At 67.0% G+C, this 26180-nt stretch carries 25 protein-coding genes; 13 read left to right on the forward strand and 12 right to left on the reverse strand.

What is annotated here, in order from left to right; all coding sequences use genetic code 11:
- Window positions 1-31: 31 nt before the first annotated feature.
- Entirely contained in the window at window positions 32-703 is a 672-nt protein-coding gene (gene trhA, locus ACVT6V_RS13545) for a PAQR family membrane homeostasis protein TrhA (protein WP_489900275.1), read from the reverse strand.
- Between the two features lie 47 nt (window positions 704-750).
- On the opposite strand from trhA, the gene ACVT6V_RS13550 reads away from it, so the two are divergent.
- Window positions 751-1533 (forward strand): isoprenyl transferase, encoded by a 783-nt coding sequence (locus ACVT6V_RS13550; RefSeq protein ID WP_489900276.1) that lies wholly within the window; start codon window positions 751-753, stop codon window positions 1531-1533.
- Window positions 1534-1562: 29 nt separating this feature from the next.
- Here ACVT6V_RS13550 and pdxR read toward each other — a convergent pair whose 3' ends face one another.
- Window positions 1563-3035, reverse strand: a complete 1473-nt coding sequence (gene pdxR / locus ACVT6V_RS13555; RefSeq protein WP_489900277.1) for a MocR-like pyridoxine biosynthesis transcription factor PdxR — start codon at window positions 3033-3035, stop codon at window positions 1563-1565.
- Between the two features lie 81 nt (window positions 3036-3116).
- Between pdxR and ACVT6V_RS13560 the strand changes: the two genes are divergently transcribed.
- A complete protein-coding gene (locus ACVT6V_RS13560; protein WP_489900278.1) occupies window positions 3117-3872 on the forward strand; it encodes an SDR family oxidoreductase in 756 nt (251 codons plus the stop codon).
- Window positions 3869-4354, forward strand: a complete 486-nt coding sequence (locus ACVT6V_RS13565) for a carboxymuconolactone decarboxylase family protein (protein ID WP_489900279.1) — start codon at window positions 3869-3871, stop codon at window positions 4352-4354. The genes ACVT6V_RS13560 and ACVT6V_RS13565 overlap by 4 nt, the downstream gene beginning before the upstream one ends.
- 10 nt (window positions 4355-4364) lie before the next feature.
- On the opposite strand, the gene ACVT6V_RS13570 is transcribed toward ACVT6V_RS13565, so the two are convergent.
- Window positions 4365-4817, reverse strand: coding sequence for a MarR family winged helix-turn-helix transcriptional regulator (locus tag ACVT6V_RS13570; protein WP_489900280.1), 453 nt, complete (start codon window positions 4815-4817; stop codon window positions 4365-4367).
- 58 nt (window positions 4818-4875) lie between these two features.
- Here ACVT6V_RS13570 and ACVT6V_RS13575 point away from each other — a divergent pair, with 58 nt between their 5' ends.
- Window positions 4876-5250, forward strand: a complete 375-nt coding sequence (locus ACVT6V_RS13575; protein WP_489900281.1) for a cupin domain-containing protein — start codon at window positions 4876-4878, stop codon at window positions 5248-5250.
- Between the two features lie 14 nt (window positions 5251-5264).
- On the opposite strand, the gene coaA is transcribed toward ACVT6V_RS13575, so the two are convergent.
- A complete protein-coding gene (gene coaA, locus ACVT6V_RS13580; RefSeq protein WP_489900282.1) occupies window positions 5265-6206 on the reverse strand; it encodes a type I pantothenate kinase in 942 nt (313 codons plus the stop codon).
- Between the two features lie 52 nt (window positions 6207-6258).
- Here coaA and ACVT6V_RS13585 point away from each other — a divergent pair, with 52 nt between their 5' ends.
- The 5 genes from ACVT6V_RS13585 to ACVT6V_RS13605 all read left to right on the forward strand — a co-directional run bounded on the left by ACVT6V_RS13585 (window position 6259) and on the right by ACVT6V_RS13605 (window position 12648).
- Window positions 6259-7491: a DUF885 domain-containing protein gene (locus ACVT6V_RS13585; RefSeq protein WP_489900283.1), complete on the forward strand. Its 1233-nt coding sequence runs from the start codon at window positions 6259-6261 to the stop codon at window positions 7489-7491.
- A gap of 26 nt (window positions 7492-7517) precedes the next feature.
- The gene (gene glyA / locus ACVT6V_RS13590; RefSeq protein ID WP_489900804.1) at window positions 7518-8795 is read left to right on the forward strand and encodes a serine hydroxymethyltransferase; all 1278 of its coding nucleotides are present in this window, start codon (window positions 7518-7520) and stop codon (window positions 8793-8795) included.
- 78 nt (window positions 8796-8873) lie between these two features.
- Window positions 8874-9758 carry an acyl-ACP desaturase gene (locus tag ACVT6V_RS13595; protein WP_489900285.1) on the forward strand — a complete coding sequence of 295 codons (885 nt, stop codon included), beginning with the start codon at window positions 8874-8876 and terminating at the stop codon, window positions 9756-9758.
- Window positions 9759-10021: 263 nt separating this feature from the next.
- Window positions 10022-11320, forward strand: coding sequence for an RNA 5'-3' helicase PhoH2 (phoH2, locus tag ACVT6V_RS13600; protein WP_489900286.1), 1299 nt, complete (start codon window positions 10022-10024; stop codon window positions 11318-11320).
- Between the two features lie 362 nt (window positions 11321-11682).
- Window positions 11683-12648 (forward strand): L,D-transpeptidase family protein, encoded by a 966-nt coding sequence (locus ACVT6V_RS13605; protein WP_489900287.1) that lies wholly within the window; start codon window positions 11683-11685, stop codon window positions 12646-12648.
- A 45-nt stretch (window positions 12649-12693) separates the two neighbouring features.
- On the opposite strand, the gene ACVT6V_RS13610 is transcribed toward ACVT6V_RS13605, so the two are convergent.
- Both ACVT6V_RS13610 and ACVT6V_RS13615 read right to left on the reverse strand, forming a co-directional pair.
- Complete coding sequence (locus ACVT6V_RS13610) at window positions 12694-13371, reverse strand: PIG-L deacetylase family protein (protein WP_489900288.1); 678 nt, start codon at window positions 13369-13371, stop codon at window positions 12694-12696.
- A gap of 86 nt (window positions 13372-13457) precedes the next feature.
- Entirely contained in the window at window positions 13458-14858 is a 1401-nt protein-coding gene (locus ACVT6V_RS13615) for a class II fumarate hydratase (RefSeq protein ID WP_489900289.1), read from the reverse strand.
- Between the two features lie 195 nt (window positions 14859-15053).
- Here ACVT6V_RS13615 and ACVT6V_RS13620 point away from each other — a divergent pair, with 195 nt between their 5' ends.
- The gene (locus ACVT6V_RS13620; RefSeq protein ID WP_489900290.1) at window positions 15054-16004 is read left to right on the forward strand and encodes a hypothetical protein; all 951 of its coding nucleotides are present in this window, start codon (window positions 15054-15056) and stop codon (window positions 16002-16004) included.
- Between the two features lie 53 nt (window positions 16005-16057).
- Here the strand turns inward: ACVT6V_RS13620 and ACVT6V_RS13625 are convergent, their stop codons facing one another.
- Together ACVT6V_RS13625 and glpX are read right to left on the reverse strand one after the other, a co-directional pair.
- The gene (locus ACVT6V_RS13625) at window positions 16058-17746 is read right to left on the reverse strand and encodes a fumarate hydratase (protein WP_489900291.1); all 1689 of its coding nucleotides are present in this window, start codon (window positions 17744-17746) and stop codon (window positions 16058-16060) included.
- A 192-nt stretch (window positions 17747-17938) separates the two neighbouring features.
- Window positions 17939-18931 carry a class II fructose-bisphosphatase gene (gene glpX / locus ACVT6V_RS13630; RefSeq protein WP_489900292.1) on the reverse strand — a complete coding sequence of 331 codons (993 nt, stop codon included), beginning with the start codon at window positions 18929-18931 and terminating at the stop codon, window positions 17939-17941.
- Window positions 18932-19044: 113 nt separating this feature from the next.
- Between glpX and ACVT6V_RS13635 the strand changes: the two genes are divergently transcribed.
- Window positions 19045-19611 carry a DUF4245 domain-containing protein gene (locus ACVT6V_RS13635; protein ID WP_489900293.1) on the forward strand — a complete coding sequence of 189 codons (567 nt, stop codon included), beginning with the start codon at window positions 19045-19047 and terminating at the stop codon, window positions 19609-19611.
- Between the two features lie 144 nt (window positions 19612-19755).
- On the opposite strand, the gene ACVT6V_RS13640 is transcribed toward ACVT6V_RS13635, so the two are convergent.
- Genes ACVT6V_RS13640 through ACVT6V_RS13650 form a run of 3 tightly spaced genes read right to left on the reverse strand, consistent with a single transcriptional unit; the run spans window position 19756 to window position 22048 of the window.
- Window positions 19756-20001 (reverse strand): exodeoxyribonuclease VII small subunit, encoded by a 246-nt coding sequence (locus ACVT6V_RS13640; protein ID WP_489900294.1) that lies wholly within the window; start codon window positions 19999-20001, stop codon window positions 19756-19758.
- A gap of 8 nt (window positions 20002-20009) precedes the next feature.
- Window positions 20010-21278: an exodeoxyribonuclease VII large subunit gene (xseA, locus tag ACVT6V_RS13645; protein WP_489900295.1), complete on the reverse strand. Its 1269-nt coding sequence runs from the start codon at window positions 21276-21278 to the stop codon at window positions 20010-20012.
- Window positions 21275-22048 (reverse strand): lipid droplet-associated protein, encoded by a 774-nt coding sequence (locus ACVT6V_RS13650; RefSeq protein ID WP_489900296.1) that lies wholly within the window; start codon window positions 22046-22048, stop codon window positions 21275-21277. Before ACVT6V_RS13650 ends, xseA begins: the two co-directional genes overlap by 4 nt.
- A gap of 479 nt (window positions 22049-22527) precedes the next feature.
- Here ACVT6V_RS13650 and ACVT6V_RS13655 point away from each other — a divergent pair, with 479 nt between their 5' ends.
- On the forward strand, window positions 22528-23475 hold the full coding sequence (locus ACVT6V_RS13655) for a 4-hydroxy-3-methylbut-2-enyl diphosphate reductase (RefSeq protein WP_489900805.1): 948 nt from the start codon (window positions 22528-22530) through the stop codon (window positions 23473-23475).
- Here ACVT6V_RS13655 and ACVT6V_RS13660 read toward each other — a convergent pair.
- Window positions 23472-24911, reverse strand: coding sequence for an amidase (locus ACVT6V_RS13660; protein ID WP_489900297.1), 1440 nt, complete (start codon window positions 24909-24911; stop codon window positions 23472-23474). The two genes, ACVT6V_RS13655 and ACVT6V_RS13660, sit on opposite strands and share 4 nt — an antisense overlap.
- Before the next feature lie 142 nt (window positions 24912-25053).
- On the opposite strand from ACVT6V_RS13660, the gene ACVT6V_RS13665 reads away from it, so the two are divergent.
- Complete coding sequence (locus ACVT6V_RS13665) at window positions 25054-26163, forward strand: class I SAM-dependent methyltransferase (protein ID WP_489900298.1); 1110 nt, start codon at window positions 25054-25056, stop codon at window positions 26161-26163.
- The last annotated feature ends 17 nt before the right edge of the window (window positions 26164-26180 follow it).

Consider the following 26180-nt stretch of genomic DNA (forward strand, 5'->3'; position numbering starts at 1 on the left):
GTGTCCGTGTACGCGACACCCGCGCCTGCCGTCAGGCCGTCAGCACCAGCCAGACCGCGGCGTAGTGGGCCAGTGCCGCGACCGCGGTGCACGCATGGAAGACCTCGTGGTGGCCGAAGGTCGCCGGCCACGGATTCGGCCACCGGACGGCATAGAGCACTCCACCGACCGTGTAGAACACGCCACCGAGCAACAGGAGCGCGATGACCAGCCATCCGACATGGGCGACGAGCACCGGAGCGACCGCGATGATCACCCAACCGAGCAGTGTGTAGAGCGACACCCCCAGCCATCGGGGCGCGGTGGGCCACGCGATCTTGAGCGCGACCCCGGCGATCGCACCGATCCAGACGATGCCGAGCACCCACCATCGGACGCCGGCCGGCAGTGCGAGCGCACAGAACGGCGTGTAGGTACCCGCGATGAACAGGAAGATCATCGAGTGATCGGCGCGTTTCATCCGGATCTGTGCTCGCGGCGTGCGCCAAGGGATGCGGTGGTAACTGGCGCTCACCGCGAACACGCCGAAGGTGGTCAGCGCATAGATCGCGCACGCCACCGCCGCGCCGGGCCCGTGCAGTACGGCGGCGCCGATGATCACGGCCACGCCGGCGCACACGGCGACCCACGCCGAGTACTGGTGGATCACACCTCGTAGTCGGGGTTTGACGACCGCCGCGAGGTCTTCTGCAATGCTGCTCACCAAACCTACGCTACCGTAACTTTTGGAGCCGATATGATCAGGCAGCGATGAAACTTCTTCCCGATCGGGCCCGGCGGCCGATGCTGCGCGTCTACGAGCGTCGGCTCATCCAGTTGATGGACACCACCCGACTCCCGCGCCATGTCGCGATCATCTGTGACGGGAACCGGCGATGGGCGCGCGAGGCCGGTTTCGAGGACGTCAGTCACGGACATCGGGTCGGTGCTCAGCGCATCGCCGAGATGCTGACCTGGTGTGCCGATCTGGACATCTCGACCGTGACCATCTATCTGCTGTCCACCGAGAATCTGCAGCGTGCCTCCGACGAATTGGACGCACTGATGGAGATCGTGCCGGATATCGTCGACGAGATCTCGGGGCCGACCGGCAACTGGCGGGTCCGCATCGTCGGGAACCTGTCGCAGCTGCCCCTGAAGGTGGCCGAACGTCTGGAGACGGCGTCGGACCGCACGCGGGATCGGGTCGGGATGAACGTGAACGTCGCGGTCGGGTACGGCGGACGGCAGGAGATCGTCGACGCGGTGCAGTCCCTGCTGCACGAACGGCTCGCGAACGGCGACGGCGCCCAGCAGATGATCGATGCGGTCACCGTCGATGCCATCGACCGCAACCTCTATACCAAGGGGCAGCCGGATCCAGACCTGGTGATCCGGACCTCGGGCGAGCAGCGCCTGTCCGGTTTCCTGCTGTGGCAGAGCGCCTATTCCGAGATCTGGTTCACCGATGCCTACTGGCCCGAGTTCCGGCGTGTCGACTTCCTCCGGGCACTGCGGGACTACGCGGCGCGCAGTCGGCGGTTCGGCAAGTAGAGGACAGGGCCACTACGCGTCGACCACCGTCACCCGCTGACGTATTCGGCGATCAGTGCGACGAGTGCGTCGAGGTCGGTCGAGAACGACGACGCCGGTGGGGTGCCGAACCCGACGACGATGCCGCCGCGGTCGGCGTGCGGTGTCCCCGGTCCCGCGTCGCCGGGTGTCTCGGGATGTCGGAAGATCGACAGCGGCGCGAGCGCGAAGCCGCGTCGGATGGCCTCGTCGAACACGGCCTGTTCGACGTCGACCGGCACCGGGATGACCGCGTGCAGGCCTGCGGCGATCCCGGGAAGCACGATGCCGATATCGGCGAGACGCGAGGTGAGGCGGTCGCGACGGTCCCGGTAGTACTGCCTGCTGCGCCGGATGTGCCGGTCATAGGCGCCGTTCTCGATCAGGTCGGCCAGCACGAGCTGATCGACCATGCTCGCATCGGCTTCACGAATCCCTTTGACCCACAGCAGCTTGTCGACCAGATGGTCAGGTAACACCAACCAGGCGACGCGCACGGCCGGGGACAGGCTCTTGCTCACCGATCCGGTGTAAATCACCACATCGGGGCCCAGCCCCTGCAGGGCTCCCACCGGTTCCCGGTCATACCGTAGCTCCCCGTCGTAGTCGTCCTCGACGATCAACCGGCCGTTGACGCGGGCCCAGTCCACCACCTCGGCGCGGCGCGACGGCGAGAGTCCGACGCCGGTGGGGAATTGGTGGCTCGGCGTCAACAGCACTGCCGAGTGCCGCGGTCGAAGCGAGTCGACGATCGCGCCACCGTCGTCGATCGGCAGCGATGTCGTGCGCGTCCCAGCGCGTTCGATGTTCTGTCGATGAAACGGCAGTCCATAGCTCTCCACCGCGATCTCGTCGCCGAAGACCGTGCGGGACAACAGCTCCAGGGCGTGCATGACCGATGTCGTGAGTACGATCCGGTCGGGTTCGGTGCGCACTCCACGGGCCCGCGCGAGGTAGCCGGCGAGTGATCGGCGCAGGGCTGCACTGCCCTGCGGGTCGCCGGGTCCGAAGGCGCCGTCGGGTGCCCCGGTGATGGCCCGGCGTGTCGATGAGATCCAGTCGCTTCGCGGGAACAGGGACGGATTCGGTTGCCCCAGGCCGAAATCGTGCTTCGGGACGCGCTGTCGAGAATGCGCGGCGACAGTCGCCGGCGACTGTCGCCGGATCGTGTCGGCGACCCGGGTGCCGGCGCCCTGACGCGCCACGAGCCAGCCCTCGGCGATCAGTTCCTGATACACCGCCGAGACGGTGCCACGGGAAAGACCGACATCGGCGGCCAACGAGCGGTAGGGCGGCAGGCGCGTCCCCGGTTCCAGACGGCCGTCGCCGATGGCCTCACGCAGTGCGTCGGCCAGTGACCTGCGCCGTCGCGCCCCGCGCCCACGGGCGCCGGCAGTGGGATCGGGTTGGAGGTCGAGGTAGAGGTCGATTCCGAGACGACGGGCCACGGCGTCCCAGGGATCCGGATTGACACTCTTCTCCATGCTGGAATTGAACCACTTTTGTGATCCAATCCGGGCTTACCGTGGATATGGAGAAACCGGCGGAGACACAGGAGGAAGGTCATGAAAGTGGTTGTGCTCGGCGCGAGCGGGGAGATCGGCACCGCGCTCACCGCCCGCCTGCGAGAGCGTGGTGTCGATGTCGTGGCGGCGCATCGGACGGCGGGAGTGGACGCGTATCTGGGGACCGGCCTCGCCGACGCAGTGGTCGGTGTCGATGCGGTGGTCGACTGCACCAATATCACCACGACGAGTGCGAAGAAGGCGATCGATTTCTTCGGCACCGTGGCGCGCAATGTCTCCGCGGCGGCCGGGGTGGCCGGCGTCGGGAGGGTGATCTGTTTGTCGATCATCAACGCGGCGGACCCGGCCGTGAACGCCAAGTTCGGCTATTACCAGGGTAAAGCCGCTCAGGAGAAGGCATATCGTGACAACGTGGTCGCCGACCGCCTGATCATCGTGCGCTCGGCTCAATTCTTCGAACTGGCCCGACAGATGATGCGCACGCTGAGCCTCGGGCCGATCGCGGCGGTTCCGCACATGCGGTGCCGTCCACTGTCTGCGGACGACGCAGCGCAAGCCCTCGCGGACGCCGTGACATCGGGATCGTCCGGCGATGTCGAGGTTGCCGGGCCGGATGTACTCGACCTCGCCGACGTCGGGAAAGCGATTGCGCGCAAGGCAGGTTCGCCGAAGTGGGTGGTGGGGATCAAGGTCGGCGGAGCACCGATCCGTGACGGCAGCCTCGTCCCTGCCGAGCCGTCGGTGATCGCAACGACGACACTCGACCAGTGGATCGAGCGGGAGTTCGCGGCATGAGCACGACTCCTGAGACTCTGCCGGACACTCGTCGTATGTGGATGCCGCACAGCAACCCGGGCGTCTACAAGGCGCTCGTCGCGCTGCAGCGGGCGTCGTCGGAGGGGGTGGCCGCCGAGCTCAACGAACTCATCAGGATCCGGGCGTCACAGTTGAACGGGTGCGCGTACTGCCTCCACATGCATCTCTCCGATGCCCTTGCAGCCGGGATGGACCCCATCGCGTTGGGGATGGTCTCGGTGTGGTCGGAAGCGCGACATCTGTTCTCGGATCGCGAGCAAACTGTGCTGGAGTTGACCGAATGCGTCACGCGGCTGGGGGAGCGAGGTGTTCCGGACGACGTTTTCGACCGGGCGGCAGCGGTTTTCGATGAATTCGAGCTGGGTCAGGTGGTGGCATCCATCGTGATGATCAACGCCTGGAACCGCATCGCGGTCGCCGGACGCTATCCGGCTGGTCTGGACGAGCGTCGGCTGCGCTGACACCGTCCGGTCACCAGACCGGTCGTGGTTTGGTGTCCCCGCCGAGGTATCGCAATGCGTCACCGACGATTCGCGCGCAGTCGGCGCCGCAGACGCCCTCGAGCGTCGACTCCTCGCGCCGAAGGGCGTCGGCGGCGACCGCGGTCACCTCTCGACCGCGCGGCGTCAGCTCGACCAGCCAGGCCCGGCGGTCGGACGGGTGAGGCCGACGTGACACATGCCCGCTGCCCTCCAGGCCGTCGACGATCGCGGCAGCGGACTGTTTGGTGATCCCGAGATGGTCGGCGATCTGGTTGATCGACGCACCACCTGCGGCGATGCGGGTGAACACGAGTCCGTGAACGGGTCGCAGTCCCGGGTTCCCGGCATCCACCACGGCGGCATTGATCCGTTCGGCCACGGCCGAACTCGCGCGCATCAGCAGCGTGAGCAAATCGGCGGAGGGCATCGAAGCGCTTGACATATGGACAGTTTAGCTGTCTGATTAAAGACAGTCATACTGTCTATTGAAGGTGAGTGCAATGCCGGTCTTCGATGCGGGTCAACGCACGGTCCACGATATGCACGGCTCACGTTTCGAGTCATACGTCGCGCCGTCGAGCGGTAGCCGAGAACTCTGCGCGTGGCGGACCACGGTGGCGCCGGGCCAGATGGGCGCCACGCACACCGTCGATCATGAGGAGGTGTTCCTCGTGCTGGCCGGCTCGCCCACGATCACGCTGGACGGGGATTCATCGACCGTCGATCCATCGTCGGTGATCTTGGTTCCGGCGGGAACGGCTGTGTGCCTGAGCAATCCGGGTGACACGGCGGCGGTCCTGTGGGTGACGACGGTGGTCGGCCTCAGTGCGACGGTACCCACCGGCGAACGGATCAGTCCGCCCTGGGCGAGATGAGCGGCACCGCCGGGTCACAGCTTGCGCAGACGCACCCGGTTGATCGCGTGATCGGCGTCCTTGCGCAACACCAGCGTCGCCCGTGGTCGGGTCGGCAGGATGTTCTCGTTCAGGTTGGGCAGGTTGATCGAGGTCCACAGGTCACGCGCGGCGATGGTCGCCTGCTCGTCGGTGAGCGTCGAGTAGTAGTGGAAGTGTGATTCGGGGTTGGCGAACGCGGTGGAGCGCATCTTCAGGAACCGGGAGATGTACCACTGCTCGATGTCGGAGGTCTTGGCATCGACGTACACCGAGAAGTCGAACAGGTCCGAGACCATCAGCGTCTCTCCGGTCTGTAGGACGTTGAGCCCTTCGAGGATCAAGATATCCGGCTGTCGCACATAATGTTTCACATCAGGCACCCGGTCGTATGCGATGTGAGAGTACACCGGTGCGGTGACCTCATGGGCCCCGGACTTCACCTCGGTGACGAACCGGAGCAGGGCGCGTCGGTCATAGGATTCCGGAAATCCCTTGCGGTGCATGATGCCTCGACGCTCCAGCTCGGCCGTCGGCAGCAGGAATCCGTCGGTGGTGATCAGATCGACCTTGGGGTGCGATTCCCATCGGGCCAACAGCGCGGCGAGAACGCGCGCCGTTGTGGACTTGCCCACGGCCACGCTCCCGGCGATCCCGATGATGAACGGCACCTGCCGGTTGGTCTGGCGTTCGCCGAGGAAGGTCGATGTCGCCGCGAACAGCCGCTGCCGCGCGGCGACCTGCAGATGGATGAGACGCGAGAGCGGGAGGTAGACGTCGGCGACCTCGTCGAGATCGACCTGCTCGCCGAGTCCTACGAGCTGCTGCAGCTCTGTGTCGGTCAGTACCAATGGCATCGATTCGCGCAGTTCACGCCATTGCCGACGGTCGAGTTCCAGATACAGACTGGGATCCCGCCCGGTCGTGTCGCGTGCCATGGTCCTACAGCTTAGGGCGCACGTTTGCCCGGACTGTCGGTAGCCTCCGAACATGACCACACCCACGTCGTCCTTGGTCACCGACTATCTACGCCTCGGTCTCGCCTTCGATCGGCTAGAGGAGGGATTCGTCGACGCGTTCACCGGCGACCCGGCGTTGCGAGCCGAGGTGGCCAACGGACCTGCGCCGGCGCCGGCCGATCTGGCCGACCGCGCACGCGGCCTACGGGCGGACCTGCCCGCGGACCTGAGCGCCCCGCGCGCGGAATTCGTTCGCTCGCACCTGTCGGCGATGGAGTGCTCGGCCCGCAAGTTCGCCGGGGAGGAGATCGCTTTCGTCGACGAGGTGCGTTCCTACTTCGACGTCGACATCGCGATGGGCGATCCGCAGACATACCGGGACGCGCACGCTGCCATGGCAACCGAACTCGGTGTGCCGGGTACGTCGGGTGCCGCGCTTGCCGAGGCCTACGCCGCGTACAAACATGCGGACGAGATCCCGCCCGAGCGGGTCGACGAGTGCGTCCGGGCCTTCAGCGGCGCGTTGCGCGAGCGGGTACGCCGCACCTATGCGCTGCCCGACAATGAGATCGTCGACTTCGAGGTGGTCTCGGACAAACCGTGGTCGGGATTCAACTACTACCTCGGCGGCTACCGGTCGCGCGTCGCGATCAACACCGACCTCACGCAATACATGTCGACCCTCCCGCACCTCATCGCCCATGAGGCCTACCCGGGTCATCACACCGAGCACTGCCGCAAGGAGGAGGTGCTGGTGGGCTCCGGCCAGCAGGAGCAGACCATCTTTCTGGTCAACACGCCGCAATGCCTGATGGCCGAAGGGCTCGCCGACCACGCGCTGCATGCCGCGATCGGACCGCAGTGGGGGATCTGGGCACAGGAGATCTACGCCGACCTGGGCCTGCGTTTCGACGGTGATCGGGCTCAGCGGATGGCCAAGGCGTCGAGCGGGCTTCTCGGCGTCCGCCAGGACGCCGCGCTGCTGCTGCACGACCGCCGCGCCGACCACGATTCGGTCGCCGAATTCCTCCAGCAGTGGTTGCTCGCACCGACCGAGCGGGCACGGCAGATGTTGCGATTCCTGACCTCACCGCTGTGGCGGGCCTACATCTCGACCTATGTCGAGGGGTACCGGTTGCTCGGTGAGTGGCTCGACGCGGCGCCCGCCGACGACCGCCTCACCCGGTTCGGCCGGCTGCTCGACGAGCCGCTGACCCCGGCGCAGCTGAGAGCCGAACTCGGGATCGAAAGGCCCGGCCCATAGACTTGTCTGTCATGAGCGTGAATTCGATGTCCCTGGCCGAGCTCGACCCGGATGTGGCAGCGGCGATGAACGGCGAACTGAGCCGGCAGCGCGACACCCTCGAGATGATCGCCTCGGAGAACTTCGTCCCCCGGGCGGTGCTGCAGGCGCAGGGCAGCGTGCTCACCAACAAGTACGCCGAAGGCTATCCGGGCCGCCGCTACTACGGCGGCTGCGAATACGTCGACGTGGTCGAGGACATCGCGCGCGACCGGGCCAAGGCCCTGTTCGGCGCCGACTTCGCCAACGTCCAGCCGCACTCGGGTGCCCAGGCCAACGCAGCGGTGCTGATGGCGCTGATGAACCCGGGCGAGAAGATGCTCGGGCTCGACCTCGCCCACGGCGGACACCTGACCCACGGCATGCGGCTCAACTTCTCCGGCAAGCTCTACGAGATCGAGTCCTACGGGGTCAGCAAGGAAGACTTCCGCATCGACATGGACGAGGTGCGCAAGATCGCGCTCGCGGCCAAGCCGAAGGTCATCTGCGCCGGGTGGTCGGCCTACCCGCGGACCCTGGATTTCGAGGCCTTCCGGTCGATCGCAGACGAGGTCGGCGCCTACCTGTGGACGGACATGGCGCATTTCGCCGGACTCGTGGCAGCCGACCTGCATCCGTCTCCCGTGCCGCATTCCGACGTCGTGTCGACGACTGTGCACAAGACCCTCGGCGGGCCGCGCTCCGGCCTGATCCTGGCGAAGCAGGAATGGGCGAAGAAGCTGAACTCGGCGGTGTTCCCCGGACAGCAGGGCGGGCCGCTGATGCACGCCATCGCAGGCAAGGCCGTCGCGCTCAAGATCGCCGGGAGCGAGGAGTTCGTCGAACGGCAGCAGCGCACGCTGTCGGGGGCGAAGATCCTGGCCGAGCGGCTGACCGGTGCCGACGTCTCCAAGGCGGGGGTGTCGGTGCTCACCGGTGGCACCGACGTCCACCTCGTGCTGGTGGACCTGCGCAACAGCCAACTCGACGGGCAGCAGGCCGAGGATCTGCTCCACCAGATCGGCATCACCGTCAACCGCAACGCGGTGCCGTTCGACCCCCGACCGCCGATGGTCACCTCGGGCCTGCGGATCGGTACCCCGGCGCTGGCCACCCGGGGCTTCGGCGACGAGCAGTTCACCGAGGTCGCCGACATCATCGGCACCGCCCTGGCCGCGGGTGCCGACGCCGATGTGTCAGAACTCCGGGGGCGTGTCTCGGCGCTCGCGTTGGACTTCCCGCTCTACGACGGGCTGGAAGAGTGGGGGTTGATGAGCCGCGTGTGAACCTGCATCGCTGTGGGTGCATGACGGACGCGGACCCAGATTGGCCAGACCGTCGGGCGATTCTCTATCCTTGCTCCGGTGAACGCATTGACCGAGGATGAGCTGATCATCGCGCTCGAGAAGGCGCTGCCCGAGATCGCCGAAGACCATCAGGCGGCCGCCAACCCGTGGAATCCGCACGACTGGGTGCCGTGGGACCTGGGCCGCAACTTCGCCTTCCTCGGGGGCGAGGACTGGGATCCGTCGCAGGCGACGATCTCGGACGAGGCGCGCGCGGCGGTGCTCGCGCTGCTGCTGACCAAGGACAACCTGCCGTCCTTCCACCGTGTGCTGGCCAAGCACTTCCCGGCGTTCTCCGACTGGCGTCAGCTGGTCGGCGTGTGGACCGCCGAGGACAACCGGCATGCGATCGTGCTGCGCGACTATCTCGTGGTCACGCGTGCGATCGATCCGGTCGACGCCGAGGAGCGCCGCCGGATTCACGTCACGGCCGGTTACCGCCAGCACACCGAGGAGATGGCCGAGCTCGGTCCGCTCGACGTCCTGGCTCTGATGGCGGTGCACGAGAACCAGTGCGTGGCCTTCGCCGAGAAGCTGGCGTCGGTGGTGACCGATGACGTCTTCGCGCAGATTCTCGCCAAGATCTCGGCGGACGACGCTCTGCAGGCCCACACCTTCGGCGCGTTCCTGAACTCCGGCCTCGTCGCCGATCAGGAGGGTACGGTGCTCGCCGTCGACCGCGCGCTCGCGCGCCTGGCGACCGAGCCCATCGGCGCCGACATCGCCGACTTCGATGCCGAACGCACGCTCATCGCCGGATATGAGACCGACGAGACCCGCGCCGCCGTCGCCGCGGCCATCGTCGAGCAACTCAAGCTGGACACCGTCCACGAGCTGGGAGACGAGGCCGAAGCCGCTCGTCAGCGTGTGCTCGCGCTGGCCGGTGCGGGCAGCCGACCGTAGCCTCCGGGCAACCTGCGTTAACCCATAATTCACGCCGACACACCCCTCTCCGCCGAGCCGGAGGGGGGTGTTCGGCGTACGTTGACGAGTGACGGGCCGCGGGGAAGCGGTTCGTCCGGGAGGTTCGATTCGTGGTTTGCACCAGCAACGCGAGAGGGCCGGCCCCGGTCCTCGTCCAGCTCGGCTCACCAGCCGAGACGGGCAAGAACCCGCCGGTCGTCGCAACTGGTTTGTGCGGGGCCGCACAAACGTAGGAGCCCTACGTGACCACACGCACCTACGTCCTCGACACGTCCGTCCTGTTGTCTGATCCCTGGGCGGTCACGCGTTTCGCCGAACACCATGTGGTGCTGCCATTGGTGGTCATCGGTGAACTCGAGGGCAAACGTCATCACCATGAACTCGGTTGGTTCGCGCGCGAGGCCTTGCGGCTGCTCGATGACCTCCGTCTCGAGCACGGCCGCCTCGACATCCCGCTGCCGATCGGTCACGAGGGCGGCACCCTCCAGGTCGAGCTGAACCACACCGATCCCGCCGTGTTGCCGGCCGGGTTCCGAACCGAGACCAACGATTCTCGAATCCTCGCCTGCGCGTTGAATCTTCGCGCCGAGGGCAGCGATGTGACCTTGGTCTCCAAGGACACCCCGCTGCGAGTGAAGGCCGGAGCCGTCGGCCTCGCCGCCGATGAATACCACGCGCAGGACGTCGTGGTCTCCGGCTGGTCGGGTATGGACGAGTTGGAAGTGGACTCGTCAGTCATCGACACACTGTTCGCCGAAGGTGTGGTCGATCTCGACGAGGCGCGAGAACTACCGTGCCACACCGGAATCAGGCTTCTCGGACATTCGTCGAGTGCGCTCGGTCGCGTGAATCCGGACAAGCGCGTCCAGCTCGTCCGTGGCGACCGGGAGGCGTTCGGGCTGCATGGCCGATCGGCGGAGCAGCGAGTGGCGCTCGACCTGCTGCTCGACGACAGTGTCGGCATCGTATCGCTGGGCGGTAAGGCCGGTACCGGGAAGTCGGCGCTGGCATTGTGCGCCGGACTCGAAGCCGTCCTGGAACGACGCACGCAGCGTAAAGTCGTGGTGTTCCGACCGCTGTATGCCGTTGGCGGACAACAGCTCGGTTATCTGCCCGGTGGTGAGGCCGAGAAGATGGGCCCCTGGGCGCAGGCCGTGTTCGACACCCTGGAGGGCTTGGCCTCACCTGAGGTGATCGAGGAGGTGCTGAGCCGGGGCATGCTGGAAGTGTTGCCGCTCACGCATATTCGTGGTCGTTCGCTCCACGATTCGTTCGTGATCGTCGACGAGGCACAGTCTTTGGAGCGCAACGTGCTGCTGACCGTCCTGTCGCGGCTCGGTGCCGGGTCGCGGGTGGTGCTCACCCACGATGTGGCCCAGCGTGACAACCTGCGCGTCGGCCGTCATGACGGTGTGGCCGCGGTCATCGAGAAGCTCAAGGGCCACCCGCTGTTCGCACATGTGACCCTCACCCGCAGCGAGCGTTCGCCGATCGCTGCGCTGGTGACCGAGATGCTGGAGGAGTTCGCGCCCGGCGCCTGACGTTTTGCCCTACCCGACACAACGACGCCGCCACAGATGCTGTGGCGGCGTCGTTCATGCGTGAGCTGTCAGCTGTTCACATCGATCCGAATGTGTAGCTTTGGCTGAGAAAGTCTGCGAGCATCGCCCAGAGCTTGATGAGTTCCATGTTTATCCCCTTTCGTATCGCCGGGGTCACGATCGTCCCCGACGCGACGAACACTACTTGTCCGCACTCCGATCCGCTCGGCATGTGTGCGCTCGGCGGGACCGAATGCCGCGTCCCCGGTGACACGATCTGTATCGCACCGTGACCATCACGAGATTCGTCACCTCTTGCGCACTGGCACACTGGTGTGGTGCATAAGTTACTGATGAGGCGAATGAGGTTATTGGGACTATTGGTGATCGCGGTGATGGCCGCTGTCGCCGGTGGTGCCGGAACGGCTCTCGCCGCGCCCGGCTCGACGGTCCCGACGACGCCCACGACGCCGGCTGCACCCGGCGGATCCCTGGTGCCCGAAACGGGCATCCCGATGCTCGACAACGTGCTGAACACACTGGCCGGGAATCTGGGGCTGGGAGGAAGTGGTAGCGCGGAGCCCGACACCAGTCAGATGATCGTCGTGACCGCACCCAAGGCAAGTGAGACGACCGCGTCGCTGACGGCGTTCGAGCGAGGCGCCGACCAGTCGTGGAAACCCGTTATTGGACCGACCAAGGCATTCCTGGGGTCGCTGGGGATGGGCGAGCCGAAGGACAATGTCTACCGGACCCCGGAGGGTACGTTCGCCCTCGACCAGGCGTTCGGCCGTCTGCCCAATCCGGGCACCAAGATGCCGTACTTCAAGGTCGACCGGCAGGACTGGTGGGACTCGAACATGAAGTCGCCGACCTACAACACCCATGTGCGTCAGGTGAAGAGTCCGGGTGGCGACAGTGAGAATCTGTACGACTCCGGACCCGTCTATGACTACGCGGTCAACATCGCCCACAATCCCCAGCGCACCCCGGGCAAGGCGTCGGCGATGTTCCTGCACGTGACCAACAACCAGCCGACTCAGGGCTGCGTGGCGATCGACAAGGAACTGATGCGCAAGATCTTGGTCTGGCTCGACCCGGCCAAGCATCCGAAGATCGCCATCGGTGTGAACCAGGCCGGGCCGTCGAGCACGGCGCCCGGAACGGCCACGCCGCAGTCGGCGACACCCCAGTCCGGTGCGCCCCAGTCCGCTACGCCCCCGACGACCGGCACGCCGAGCATCCCTGGCGCGGAGTCGTTGACACAGCTGCTCAATCAGCTGGTGAGTCTTGTGCCGTCGCTGCTCGGAACGGCCGAGGGGAGCTGATCATCAGGGGCGCGCGGTCGCTCCATGCCAGAAGCGGGGACCGGGTCATTCCGGTCCCCGCTTCATTGCGAAGCCGCATACCCGCCGATCGCTCGTGGCATCGTGGCCGGCCGTGACCATGTCGATCTGGCGGCGAGCCTGGTCGATGACGGGAGTATCGGGGTCGAGCACGGACAAATACTGCGCATGCGCAGCGAGTGAGCGCACGCCGATCTCGAACTGATCGGTGACGTCGACCGTATGTGTCGGATCCGGGCCGTTCTCGAACAACCACCGTGGTAGCGGTTCGTCGAGGGAGTCATATGTCTCGAGGACCGCGGCCGCGAACTCGATGTGGTCGCGCTGATTGGGTTGACCCGGAGACCATTCCGGTCCGCCATACAACGACAGGATAACGTCGGGGGCGACTTTTTCGATCGTCTCGGATATTCGTCGCCGCAACTCGGCAGTGTTGCGGATGTCGCTGTCGGGGAACCCCCAGAATTCGACGTCGTCGACGCCGACGACGGAAGCCGAGGTTCGCTGTTCGCCCTCCCGGATCGGCCCGGCCTGGGCCGGTGGCATGCCCTCGATGCCGGCCTCGCCGCTCGACGCGAGAGCGTAGACCACGCGTTTGCCCTCGGACGTCCACCGTGCGACCGCGGCCGCCATCCCGTACTCCGGGTCGTCCGGGTGAGCCACCAGGACCAGTGCGGTCTGCCAGTCGTCGGGGAAGTCCTCCATGACCCCAGCATACGAATTGGTGCCGGCCATCCGCGGCCACCGCGGACAATTGCCACGAAATCGGTTGGGAGGGCTGTCGTCGGCGGCTAACGCTCGCGATCGAGGTTGGCCATCTTGAGTACGTCGAGCCGCTTGTCGAGCTCGGCCTCGGACAGTTTCTCGTCGATGAGGTCGCGGTCGATCACAGTCTGCCGGATGGTCTTTCCCTCCTTCAGGGCCTGCTTGGCGACGGCAGCGGCCTCTTCGTAGCCGATTGCACTGTTGAGGGGTGTCACGATCGATGGCGAACTCTCGGCGAGGGTGCGCAGGCGGTCCTCGTGTGCGACGAGACCGCTGATGCAGCGATCGGCGAACAGGCGCGACACGTTGGCCAGCAGCTTGAGTGACTCGAGGACGTTGCGGGCCATCATCGGGATGTAGACGTTCAGTTCGAACGCGCCGTTGCCGCCACCCCAGGTGACCGCGGCGTCGTTGCCGATGACCTGTGCCGCGACCTGTGTGACCGCCTCGGGCAGAACGGGATTGACCTTGCCCGGCATGATCGAGCTACCCGGCTGCAGGTCGGGCAGCGCGATCTCGCCGAGTCCGGTGAGCGGGCCGGACCCCATCCAGCGGACGTCGTTGGCGATCTTGGTGAGCGACACCGCGATGGTCTTGAGTGCGCCGGACAGCTCCACGAGGCCATCACGGGCGGCCTGGGCCTCGAAGTTGTCCTTGGCCAGTGACAGCGCGTCGACGTCGGTGAGCTTACGCAATTCGGCAACGACCTTGGTGCCGAAGCCGTCCGGGGCGTTGAGTCCGGTGCCGACCGCGGTCCCGCCGATCGGCAGCTCGCCGACTCGCGGAAGGGTTGCGGTGGCCCGCTCGATTCCGGCCTCGATCTGCCGCGCGTATCCGCCGAACTCCTGGCCGAGCGTCACCGGCACCGCGTCCATCAGGTGAGTGCGGCCGCTCTTGACGACGTCGCGCCACTCGGTCGACTTGTCGAGCAGGGCCAGTCGCAGATGGTCGAGGGCGGGGATGAGATCGGTGACGGTGGCCTCGGTCGCCGCGACATGGGTTGCGGTGGGGAAGGTGTCGTTCGACGACTGCGACATGTTCACATGATCGTTCGGGTGCACCTCGACGCCATTGGCCTTGGCGATCGACGCGATGACCTCGTTGGCGTTCATGTTGGAGCTGGTGCCCGACCCGGTCTGGAACACGTCGATGGGGAACTGGTCGTCGTGCTGCCCGTCGGCGATCTCCTTGGCCGCGGCGATGATCGCGTCCGCCTTCTGGGCGTCGAGAAGTCCCAGATCCTTGTTCACCTGCGCGCACGCGGCCTTGAGCAGACCCATCGCGCGGATCTGGGTACGCTCGAGAGGCCGGTGGCTGATCGGGAAGTTCTCGACGGCCCGCTGGGTTTGGGCCCGCCAGAGCGCGTCCACCGGAACCTTGACCTCGCCCATGGTGTCGTGCTCGATGCGGTATTGCTGATCGGTCATCCTCGGGTCCTCCGGCTTCGTCGACAGTATCAACCACGGTACTCACTGCTGGATGAATGCATCTGTCGTACTTTCGGGTCACGGAGCGACACCGAAGTACGGCACAGCCCTGATCGACCTGTGGATGGCGCGCTCGTTGTGCACAGGCGGCGCGACCGTGGGGGTTTGGGTCGAAGTGACCCTCACACTGGCGAGGTGACCTGGCCACCTCCGCTGCCGTGCCTCGACGACGTGCTGGCCTCCCAAGATGGCGTCGTCGCCCGGTTTCAAGTTCTCGAGCGCGGGTTATCTGCGGAGTTCATCCGGCGTAAGCTTCGTCGCCGAGAATGGGCGACAGTGCATCCCGGCATCTACGTCGATCACACCGGGCCGCTGACGTGGCGGCAGCGAGCCTGGGGCGCGGTGCTCTACGCCCACCCGGCCGCACTGAGTCATGGCTCAGCCCTGTGCCCGGACGGCGCAACGGGGTCCGGGCCGATTCACATCGTCGTCGCCCGTTCCCGGCGGGTGACCCGGCGGCCCGGCGTGGTCGTCCGCTACGGTTCTCGGCTCGATGAGCGGGTGTTGTGGGGGGCGCATCCTCCCCGGGTGCGCGTCGAGGAAGCGGCGCTCGACGTCGCCGTCGAGGCGCCATCGGAGACCGCTGCCGTCGCGTGTCTGGCGGACGTCGTGAACGCCCGCAAGACCACTGCCGACCGGCTGCTCGCCGCGGCCCGTCGCCGGCCACGACTGCGTCGTCGGGAGTTCATCGAGGGAGTCCTCAATGATGTGGCCGGCGGTACGTGCTCGGTCCTTGAACATGGCTATCTGGTGAGAGTGGAACGCCCGCATGGACTTCCACGGCCGCTTCGACAGGCCCCGACCACCATCGGACGGCCTGGCTTTCGTGACGTCGACTATGCCCAGTGGGGTGTCGTGGTAGAACTCGACGGTCGAGCCGGTCATGACGGAGTGACCAACCGAGATCTCGATCTCCAGCGCGACCTCGACGCTGCGGTCGGCGTCCAACGCCTGACACTGCGCATCGGTTGGGGGCAGGTGTTCGATCGCCCGTGCTGCACGGCTCAGCAAATCGGGCAAGTGTTGCGCACACGCGGCTGGAACGGCACCCCAAAGCGTTGTCCGTCGTGTCCGAGCGTGTCGTAGACCGATGTCGCCGTACTTTCATGCCGCTGGGCGACACAGATCTACGGCACTGTTCACGACCGGACGCGAACCCCCAACGGGACGGTGACCGCACCACCGGGATCGGTGAAGAAGTCGTTGCCCTTGTCGTCGACGACGATGAATGCCGGGAAGTTCTCGACCTCGATCTTCCAGACGGCCTCCATGCCGAGCTCCGGGTACTCGATGACCTCCTGGCTCTTGATGCAGTCCAGGGCGAGTCGCGCCGCGGGCCCGCCGATCGATCCCAGATAGAAGCCGCCGTGGCTCCCGCATGCCTGCGTGACCTGCTTTGATCGGTTGCCCTTGGCGAGCATGACCATCGAGCCGCCGGCAGCCTGGAACTGTTCGACGTAAGAGTCCATCCGTCCGGCGGTGGTCGGACCGAACGAGCCCGACGCCATGCCCTCGGGCGTCTTGGCCGGTCCGGCGTAGTAGACCGGGTGATCGCGCAGGTAGTCGGGCATCGGCTCGCCTGCGTCGAGCCGTTCCTTGATCTTGGCGTGGGCGATGTCGCGGGCCACCACCAGCGGACCGGTCAGTGAGAGTCGGGTCTTGACCGGATGCTTCGACAACTCGGTGAGGATCTCGGGCATCGGTCGATTGAGGTCGATGTCGACGACCTCCCCGCCCTCGATGTCCTCGGTGACGCCGAGGGCCGGCATGTATTTGGCCGGGTCGGTCTCCAACTGCTCGAGGAACACACCGTCGGCGGTGATCTTGCCGAGCGCCTGGCGGTCGGCGGAGCAGGACACCGCGATCGCCACGGGACACGATGCGCCGTGCCGGGGCAGCCGCACCACGCGGACGTCGTGGCAGAAGTACTTGCCGCCGAACTGTGCGCCGATACCGAACGACTGCGTCAGCTTGAAGACCTCGTCCTCGAGATCGGTGTCGCGGAAGCCGTGCGCCGACATCGACCCCTCCGTCGGCAGTGTGTCGAGGTAGTGGGCTGAGGCGTATTTGGCTGTCTTCAAGGCGAATTCGGCCGACGTGCCGCCGATCACCACGGCGAGGTGGTACGGCGGGCAGGCTGCGGTGCCGAGCGATCGGATCTTCTCGTCGAGGAACTCGAGCAGCCGCTTCGGGTTCAGGATCGCCTTGGTCTCCTGGTACAGGAACGACTTGTTCGCCGAGCCGCCGCCCTTGGCCATGAAGAGGAACTTGTACTCGGGGCCCTTCGGGCCCTGCTCGGTCGCATAGATCTCCACCTGGGCGGGCAGATTGGTGCCCGTGTTCTTCTCCTCGTAGGTGGTGATCGGCGCCAGCTGCGAGTAGCGGAGATTGAGCTTGGTGTAGGCGTCGAACACACCGCGCGAGATCCATTCGGCATCGTCGGCGCCGGTCAGCACGCCCTCGGACTTCTTGCCCATCACGATCGCGGTGCCGGTGTCCTGACACATGGGCAGGACACCACCGGCGGAGATGTTGACGTTCTTGAGCAGGTCGAGCGCCACGAAGCGGTCGTTGCCCGACGCCTCCGGGTCGTCGATGATCTTGCGCAGCTGAGCGAGATGAGCCGGCCGCAGGTAATGGCTGATGTCGTGCATCGCCTCGGCGGTCAGCTTTTGGATCGCCTCGGGCGCAACCTTGAGGAAGGTCTGACCTTCGACGTCGACGCTGGTCACACCTTCGGTGGTGATCAGGCGATACGGGGTGTCGTCGGCGCCGGCGGGAAGCAGATCGCTGTAACGGAACTCGGGAGCGGGGGCTGTGTCACTCACCGGAGAATCGTATCGTGGCCGCTCAGCGGCCTTCCCGCCCGCCAGTGTGCTGGTGTTCTGGATCACACTGACTCAGGTACAACGCCTGTCGTCAGATACATGTGCCGCACCACGTGTATTCGGCGACAGGCGTTGTGTTCGGCTCGGGCGGGAGCCGGACAACCACCCGGGGAAGGGCGGCTGGGCGGCCGACTAGATGTCGAGGCGGGCGTACTCGCGCAGCTTGGCGGTCTGGTGCACGGCTTCGATCCGGCGGATCGTGCCCGACTTGGACCGCATCACCAGCGAGCGCGTGGTGGCTCCGTTGGGGCGATAGGTGACGCCGCGCAACATGTCGCCGTTGGTGACGCCGGTGGCGCAGAAGAAGGAGTTCTCGCCGCGGACCAGGATGTCGTTGGTCAGCACGCGGTCGAGATCGTGTCCGGCGTCGATGGCCTTCTGCCGCTCGGCGTCGTCACGCGGCCAGAGCTTGCCCTGGATCTCGCCGCCCATGCACTTCATCGCAACCGCGGTGATGATGCCCTCGGGGGTTCCGCCGACGCCCATCAGCATGTCGACGGTGCTGTAGTTGTCGGCGGCGGCGATCGCGCCGGCGACGTCGCCGTCGGAGATGAGTCGGATCTTGGCGCCGGCCTTGCGGATCTCACCGATCAGATCGGCGTGACGTGGGCGGTCGAGGACGACCACGGTCAGGTCGGCGATGTCGATGCCCTTGGCCTTGGCGACGGAGTTGATGTTCCACTCGACGGACTCTTCGATGTTGATCGCGCCCTTGGCCTCCGGGCCGACGGCGATCTTGTCCATGTAGAAGACCGCCGACGGGTCGTACATGGTGCCGCGCTCACTCACCGCGATGACGGCGATCGAGTTGGGCCGACCCTCGGCCATCAGGGTGGTGCCGTCGATGGGGTCGACCGCCACATCGCACTCGGGGCCCTGGCCGTTGCCGACTTCCTCGCCGTTGAACAGCATCGGCGCCTCGTCCTTCTCGCCCTCGCCGATCACGACGACGCCGCGCATCGAGACGGTCGAGAGGAGTTCACGCATCGCGTCGACGGCGGCACCGTCGCCCTTCTTCTTCTCACCACGACCCACCCAGCGGCCGGCGGCGAGAGCAGCGGCCTCGGTCACTCGCACCAATTCCATCGCGAGGTTACGGTCAGGGGCCTGGGGGGAAGGGGACATGTCGGACTCCTCGGCGTGGCGGCGGTGACACTTCGACAACAAAGCGATTGTCCTCATCCTTGCATGTCACACCCGGCGTTTGAGCAGCGACCCCGGCTGGAATACTGGCCGCCATGGCCGACAAACCCCGCATCCTGCACAGCAGCAAGGACATGATCTGGTCGCTGATCCCGCTGCTGATCATCTGCGCGATCGTGGCGATCGCGTCGGGGAACTGCTCGGTCGGCCTGTCGGGCCAGGCCTCGGACAATCGGATGGCGGAGTTCGACGTCACCCACGCTCTACAGGCCGATGCCCGCGACCTGCCGTTCCCCATCCGGCTGCCGGACACCCCGGAGGGCTGGAAACCCAACTCGGGTTCCACCCAGCCCGTGGGCGGCACCAGTGTCAGCAACGTCGGCTGGATCTCCGACGTCGGAGCGTATGTCCAGCTCAGCCAGACCAACGCCAAGGAAGAGGACCTCGTCGTCCACCTCGGCGGGGATGACGCGCTGGGTGCCGGCACCCGCCAGGTCGGCGGCCGCGAGTGGGTCACCTACTCGACCTCCGACGAGAAGAAGTTCTGGATCACCGATCTCGGGGATGTCCGGATCGCCGTCTTGTCGCGGGGCCCGGACGACGACATGGCCGAGCTGGCCACCGCGGTGCTCGACGAGCAGCCACTTCCCGGCCGGGCCTGACGTAACCGTCGTCGTCACCTGACGTGAACTCGTCGGCCCTGTCCGCGTCGCATCCTGTCGCGTCGCATCCTGTCGCGTCGAATCCTGTCCGCGTCGCATCCTGTCGCGTCGAATCCAGCCCGAGCCGACTCGGTCCCCGTCGACTCAGTCCTCGTCCGCCTCGCCGTCGGTGAGGACCGACTCGATCCGCTGACGTGCACCGTCGAGATGTTCCTCGCAGCGGCGGGCCAACGCCTCACCCCGCTCCCAGAGGGCGAGCGACGCATCGAGATCGAGACCGCCGTGTTCCAGTGTCGTCACCACGCCGACGAGCTCGTCGCGGGCAGCTTCGTACCCGAGTTCCTCCACGGGCACCCAGTCCTCGCCGGCGTCCGAGTCCGTCTCGGTCATGTCCCCGTTCACAGTGGGTCTCCTTCGGTCACACGGGCGGTCGCGGCACCATCGGCCACCCGGATGCGCACCTGCGCACCGGTCGGCATGTCCGAGACGGTGCCGACGACGTGAGGGTTGTCGATGTCGGTGCGTTGCACCACGGCGTACCCGCGCGCAAGTGTCTGTGCCGGTCCCAGTGTGGCAAGGCGTGCCGACAGGTGTTCGCGGCGGCGGTCCTCGGCGTCGACGTGCCGTCGGATGTCGCGGCGGATGTCGCGGCGCATCCGGTCGATGGCTTCGCCACGCGTGTCGATCATGGTGAACGGACGGGCCAGCACGGGCCGTGCCCGGAGTCCGTCGACGACGTGCGCCTGCCGTCGCACCCAGTTGCGCAGGGCGTGTGCGCTGCGTCGGCGTAGCTCATCGATCCCGGCCAGTTCCGCGGACACATCCGGCACGACCCGTTTGGCCGCGTCGGTCGGGGTCGCCGCGCGGACGTCGGCGACCAGGTCGAGCAGCGGGGTGTCCGGTTCGTGTCCGATGGCGCTGATCACCGGCGTGGTGCAGGCGGCCACCGCGCGAAGCAGCGCCTCGTCGGAGAAGGGCAGAAGGTCTTCGACGCTGCCGCCGCCACGGGCGATGATTATGACCTCCACATGGGGATCGGCGTCGAGGTCGGCGAGATGACCGAGGATCTTCGGGACGGCGGTCGGGCCCTGGACGGGAGCGTCGCGTACCTCGAAGCGCACCGCGGACCATCGGTCACCGGCCACGGTCATCACATCACGTTGGGCGGCACTCGCCCGTCCGCTGATGAGGCCGATGGCCTTGGGCAGAAACGGAATCGGCCGTTTCAGACGAGGATCGAACAGCCCTTCGGCGGTGAGCAGCCTGCGGAGGCGCTCGATTCGCAGGAGCAGTTCACCGACCCCCACCGGACGTATGTCGGTGACCCGCAACGAGACGGTGCCGCGCCCGGTGAAGTATGTCGGCCGGCCCAACATGACAACCCGGCTTCCTTCGGTGAGCTCGACCTCGGTGCGATACAGCAGGTCCGGGCTGCAGGTCACCGAGATCGAGATGTCGGCGGCCGGATCGCGCAGGGTCAGAAAGGCGACGCGGGTTCCTGGCCGGCGATTGATCTGAGTCACCTGGCCTTCGACCCAGATCTGACCGAGCCGGTGGATCCAATCGGCGATCTTCGTGTTGACGGTCCGCACCGGCCACGGGTTCTCGGCCGAGTTCGGAGACGATGCCGCGTTCGATGATGCCGCGTTCGATGATGCCGAGGTCACGTCGGCTGTTGCCGCTTGCTGTTCTGCGAGGCGATGCGATTGTCGATCATGGTGACGAATGGTGCCCGCGACTTGGTCGCACGCTCGTAGGAGGCGAGCTCCTCGAGTTCGGCGAGACCGACGCCGCGCAGCTTCGCACGCAGCTGGGCGAGGGTCAGATTGTCGTACTCGATGTACTCGACGATCTCCGGGACAGGGCCGTCGTGGTTCGAGCTCGCCGACGGGCCGCGCTCGGATTCCGACTCTGCGGAGCCGTCCCGGTTGATCATGTCCTCCGGAGGTGAGCTGTACAGGGCGAAGCGCCCGGTTGACGTGTCCGGTGTCGGGAGCGGTGCTTCGTCGGACGGCTGCTCTGCCGGCGGGGTCGGCTTGGCCGGTGGCTTCGTGGCCGGAGCGGCCTTCTTGGCGGTTTTCTTGGGTGTGGCCGGGGCTTTCACGGTGGGTGCGGTCGATGGCGGCGGTGCGGTCGTGGTCTCGCCGCGGCTCTCGATCGGCGTGCGGTCGGCCTCGGCGTCGATGGCGGCGTCATCGTCGTCGAACCGGGCCCATTCGGGCTGCTCGACGGGCTTGTCGAAGAGCATTTCGAGGGCGAGATCGCCCTTGATGGCGAGTTCGGCGATGTTCTGCTGCATCCGCATGCCGGCTTGGAGGGTCTGACTGACCGCTGTCATCGGCAGGGTGATGACCAGGGCGGGCAGCTTCTTGGTCTCCTCGATCGCGGTGACGACGAGGCCGGCCATGATGCGGGCCGGATAGGGTGCGCGAACCATGGCCCATACTCTGCCATTGGTTGTGGGTCGAGTCACCCCGGCGCCGGGAGCGCAGCGAGCGGGCCGTGGTGGGCGCGGCGCCGGGAGCGCAGCGAGCGGGCCGTGGTGGGCGCGGCGCCGGGAGCGCAGCGAGCGGGCCGTGGTGGGCGCGGCGCCGGGAGCGCAGCGAGCGGGCCGTGGTGGGCGCGGCGCCGGGAGCGCAGCGAGCGGGCCGTGGTGGGCGCGGCGCCGGGAGCGCAGCGAGCGGGCCGTGGTGGGTCCGGCGCCGGGAGCGCAGCGAGCGGGCCGTGGTGGGCGCGGCGCCGGGAGCGCAGCGAGCGGGCCGTGGTGGGTCCGGCGCCGGGAGCGCAGCGAGCGGGCCGTGGTGGGTCCGGCGCCGGGAGCGCAGCGAGCGGGCCGTGGTGGGTCCGGCGCCGGGAGCGCATCGAGCGGGCCGAGTCGCCCCGGGCGTTTCCGGTTGGACCCGTACCCTGGACAGCATGGTTGATCGCAAACGTGTCCTGCTGGCCGAACCGCGTGGTTACTGCGCCGGGGTGGACCGTGCCGTCGAGACCGTGGAGCGGGCGCTGGACAAGCACGGCGCCCCGGTCTACGTGCGCAAGGAGATCGTGCACAACCGGCATGTCGTCGAGACCCTGACCGATCGTGGCGCGATCTTCGTCGGCGAGACCGACGAGGTTCCCGAGGGCGCCATCGTCGTGTTCTCCGCGCATGGCGTGTCCCCGGAGGTCCACCGCAGCGCGGCGGCCCGCAGCCTCAAGACCATCGACGCCACCTGCCCCCTGGTCACCAAGGTGCACCAGGAGGCCAAGCGATTCGCGCGTGACGACTACGACATCCTGCTCATCGGGCACGAGGGCCACGAAGAGGTCGAGGGCACCGCCGGTGAGGCGCCGGAGCACATCCAGCTGGTCGACGGCCCCGATCACGTCGACGACGTGGTGGTCCGGGACGAGTCGAAAGTCATCTGGCTGTCGCAGACCACACTGTCGGTGGACGAGACGATGGAGACGGTGAAGCGGTTGCGGGAGAAGTTCCCGCTGTTGGCGGATCCGCCGAGTGACGACATCTGCTACGCGACACAGAACCGGCAGGTGGCCGTCAAGGCGATGGCCCCGCAGTGCGATCTGGTCATCGTCGTCGGATCACAGAACTCGTCGAACTCCCAGCGTCTGGTGGAGGTGGCGCTGCAGAACGGCGCGTCGGCCTCCTACCTCGTCGACTACGCCCGCGACATCGACACCGCGTGGCTCGACGGTGTCACGACCGTCGGCGTGACATCTGGTGCCTCGGTACCCGAGGTGCTGGTGCGCGGAGTGCTCGACCTGCTCGCCGAGCATGGCTACGACACCGTCGACACGGTCAACACCGCCAATGAGACCCTGACCTTCGCGCTGCCGCGGGAGTTGCGTCCGGCGCGGAGCTAACCAGCTACGGGTATCGCCTGTCCCGCCCAGATCGGGGGCCGGCGATCGGCCCATGGCCGGGCCCGCTCGAGCTGGCCCGCCAGTCGGAACAGTCCGGCCTCGTCGCCGTAGGAACCGAGGAAGTGCACGCCGATCGGCAGTCCGTCGTCGTTCCACCAGAGGGGAACCGACATCGCCGGGTTGCCGGTGATGTTCGCGACGACTCCCGCGTAGGCGACCGTGGGTGCACCCGCCGCGATCGCGCGGGTCGGGTCCTGCGGGGTCGAGGTGATCTCGCCGATGAGGGCGGGTGGCGTGGACAGGGTCGGGGTGAGCCAGACGTCGATGCCGGTGAGGAACGATGCGACGGTTCGTGCGAACCGCTGGCAGGTCTCGATCGCGAGCAGGTACTGTCCGGCGCTGACCTGCTCGCCCTTCTCCCAGTAGTAGCGGGTGAGTGGCTCGATCTCGTCGGCTCCGGGAATTCGTCCCAGGCGCCGCATCCAGTAGCCGAGTATCCAGGCTGTGGCGGAATGGAATACGTCGCCGATCGCCGCACCGACCTCGGGTGTGAGTCCGGGCAGGTCGATCTCGATCATCTCGTGGCCCAGGTCCGAGCAGAGTTCGGCGGCGTCGCGCAGGGCCGCGATGCAGTCCGGGTGGCCGGGCGTGCCCTCGGGGGTGCGTTCGGTGAAGCCGATGCGGAGTCGACCCGGATCGCGGCCGACCTCGTCGAGGAATGCGCCGGACCGAGGCGGAGCCACGTAGGGATCACCCAGCGCAGCACCGCATGTCGCATCGAGCAGGGCCGCACTGTCACGGACCGAGCGGGTGAGCGCATGTTCGACGGCCCAGCCGCTGATCGCGTCGCCGTACTCCGGGCCGAGCGGATTGCGAGCGCGGGTGGGCTTCAGCCCGAACACGCCGCATGCCGATGCCGGGTAGCGCAGTGACCCGCCGAGGTCGTTGCCGTGAGCCAGGGGAACCATTCCCGCCGCCACGGCCGCAGCCGATCCGCCGCTGGAACCGCTCGTCGACCGAGAGGGGTCCCACGGATTGCGGGTGGGTCCGTGCAGCATGGGCTCGCAGGTCGGGACCATGCCGAACTCCGGTGTGTTGGTCTTGCCGAGAACGATCAGGCCCGCGGCGCGCCATCGGCGCACCAGTTCGCTGTCGGTGTCGGAGATCAGCCCGTCGACAAATCTCGAGCCCTCGTGAAACGGCGTCCCTGCTATCTCGACGACCAGGTCCTTCGCGAGGAAGGGCACACCGGCGAGCGGGGCGTCGGTCCGCATCGTCGCGGCTGCTTCGAGCGCTTGGTCGTACGTTCGCGTGATGACCGCGTTCAGGGTGCCGTCGACCGCCTCGATCCGGTTGATCGCGGCTTCGGTGAGTTCGATGGCGCTGATCTCGCCCGACCGAACACGCTGTGCCATCGCGACCGCGTCGTCGTCCATGATGTCCTCCGTCCGTCGGATCTTCCCGTCAGTGAGTAGTGCGCGAGGTCTGATCTAGCGGTCCGCGATATGCCATGTCGCGCCTGCGTTCATGAGGGTCGATGCTCGTCGGCCCGCATCTGACAGGAGAAGGGACGCGATCATGACCATCGAGATCACCACCGAACAGAATGTCGAGCAGGACGTGGAACAGACCATGGGCCGTCTGGAAGCCGATCTGGCGGGCACCCTCGGGGTCCTGCTGGTCTCGTTGGGCACCCGCAGCGGTCTGTGGGAGGCGCTGGCCGGCGCCGGGCCCCGGACGGTCGCCGAGGTCGCCGCCAAGGTGGGCGTCGACCGAGCACTGGTCCGTGAATGGCTGCGCGCACAAGCTGCAGGCGGGTACCTCGACCATGACGCCGACGACCATGACTCTGCAGCCGACACCTTCAGCCTGCGCGACGGAGCGGGCGCCGTTCTCGTCGGCGGACCCGGTGCGTCCATGGTCGAGGCCTGCGTCGAGATGTTCTCGTCGATGTGTGAGAGCTTCGACGCCTTCTCCGAGTCATTTTGCAGCGGTGAAGGTTTCGGTTGGCATCAACGGAGCTCGGCGCACTGGCACGGCACCGATCTGCTGACCAGGACGGCACTCCCGCCCGAGCTCATCGCGGCCGCACTGGAGCAAGTTCCCGACGTGCACGAGACGTTGGCGGCCGGCGGCCGAGTGATCGATGTCGGCTGCGGATACGGCGCACCGACCACGGCGATCGCCCGGCGCTATCCGCGCGCTGACGTGATGGGCATCGACTACCACGACGCGTCGATCATGCAGGCACGGTCGGCGGCGGCCGCCGCGGGAGTCGGCAATCTCCGGTACGAGGTCGGCACGGCAGGAGATCTCGCGGGTTCGGATGCCACACTGATCACCTTCTTCGATTCCCTGCACGACATGGGCGACCCGCTCGGCGCCCTCGCCGCGGCCCGCGCGGGCCTGGCCGCCGACGGAGCGGTGGTGCTGTTCGAACCGCCAGGAGGTGATGAGGTGGTCGACAACATGAATCCCGGCGGGCGGATGTTCTACGCGGTCTCCACTCTGGTGTGCACTCCGAACGCCGTGTCGCAGCGCACCGAGGACGAGACCGCCTCGGAGCCGCTCGGGGCGCTGGCGGGTCCGCGGGTCCTGACCGATCTGGCCCACCAGGCCGGCTTCTCGTCCGTGCTCCAGCTCGACGTCGGCGCCCCGATGAACCTGATCTTGCAACTACGGCCCTGACCGGCAACGATTGCGTC

This window comes from Gordonia sp. LMA167, assembly GCF_058130025.1.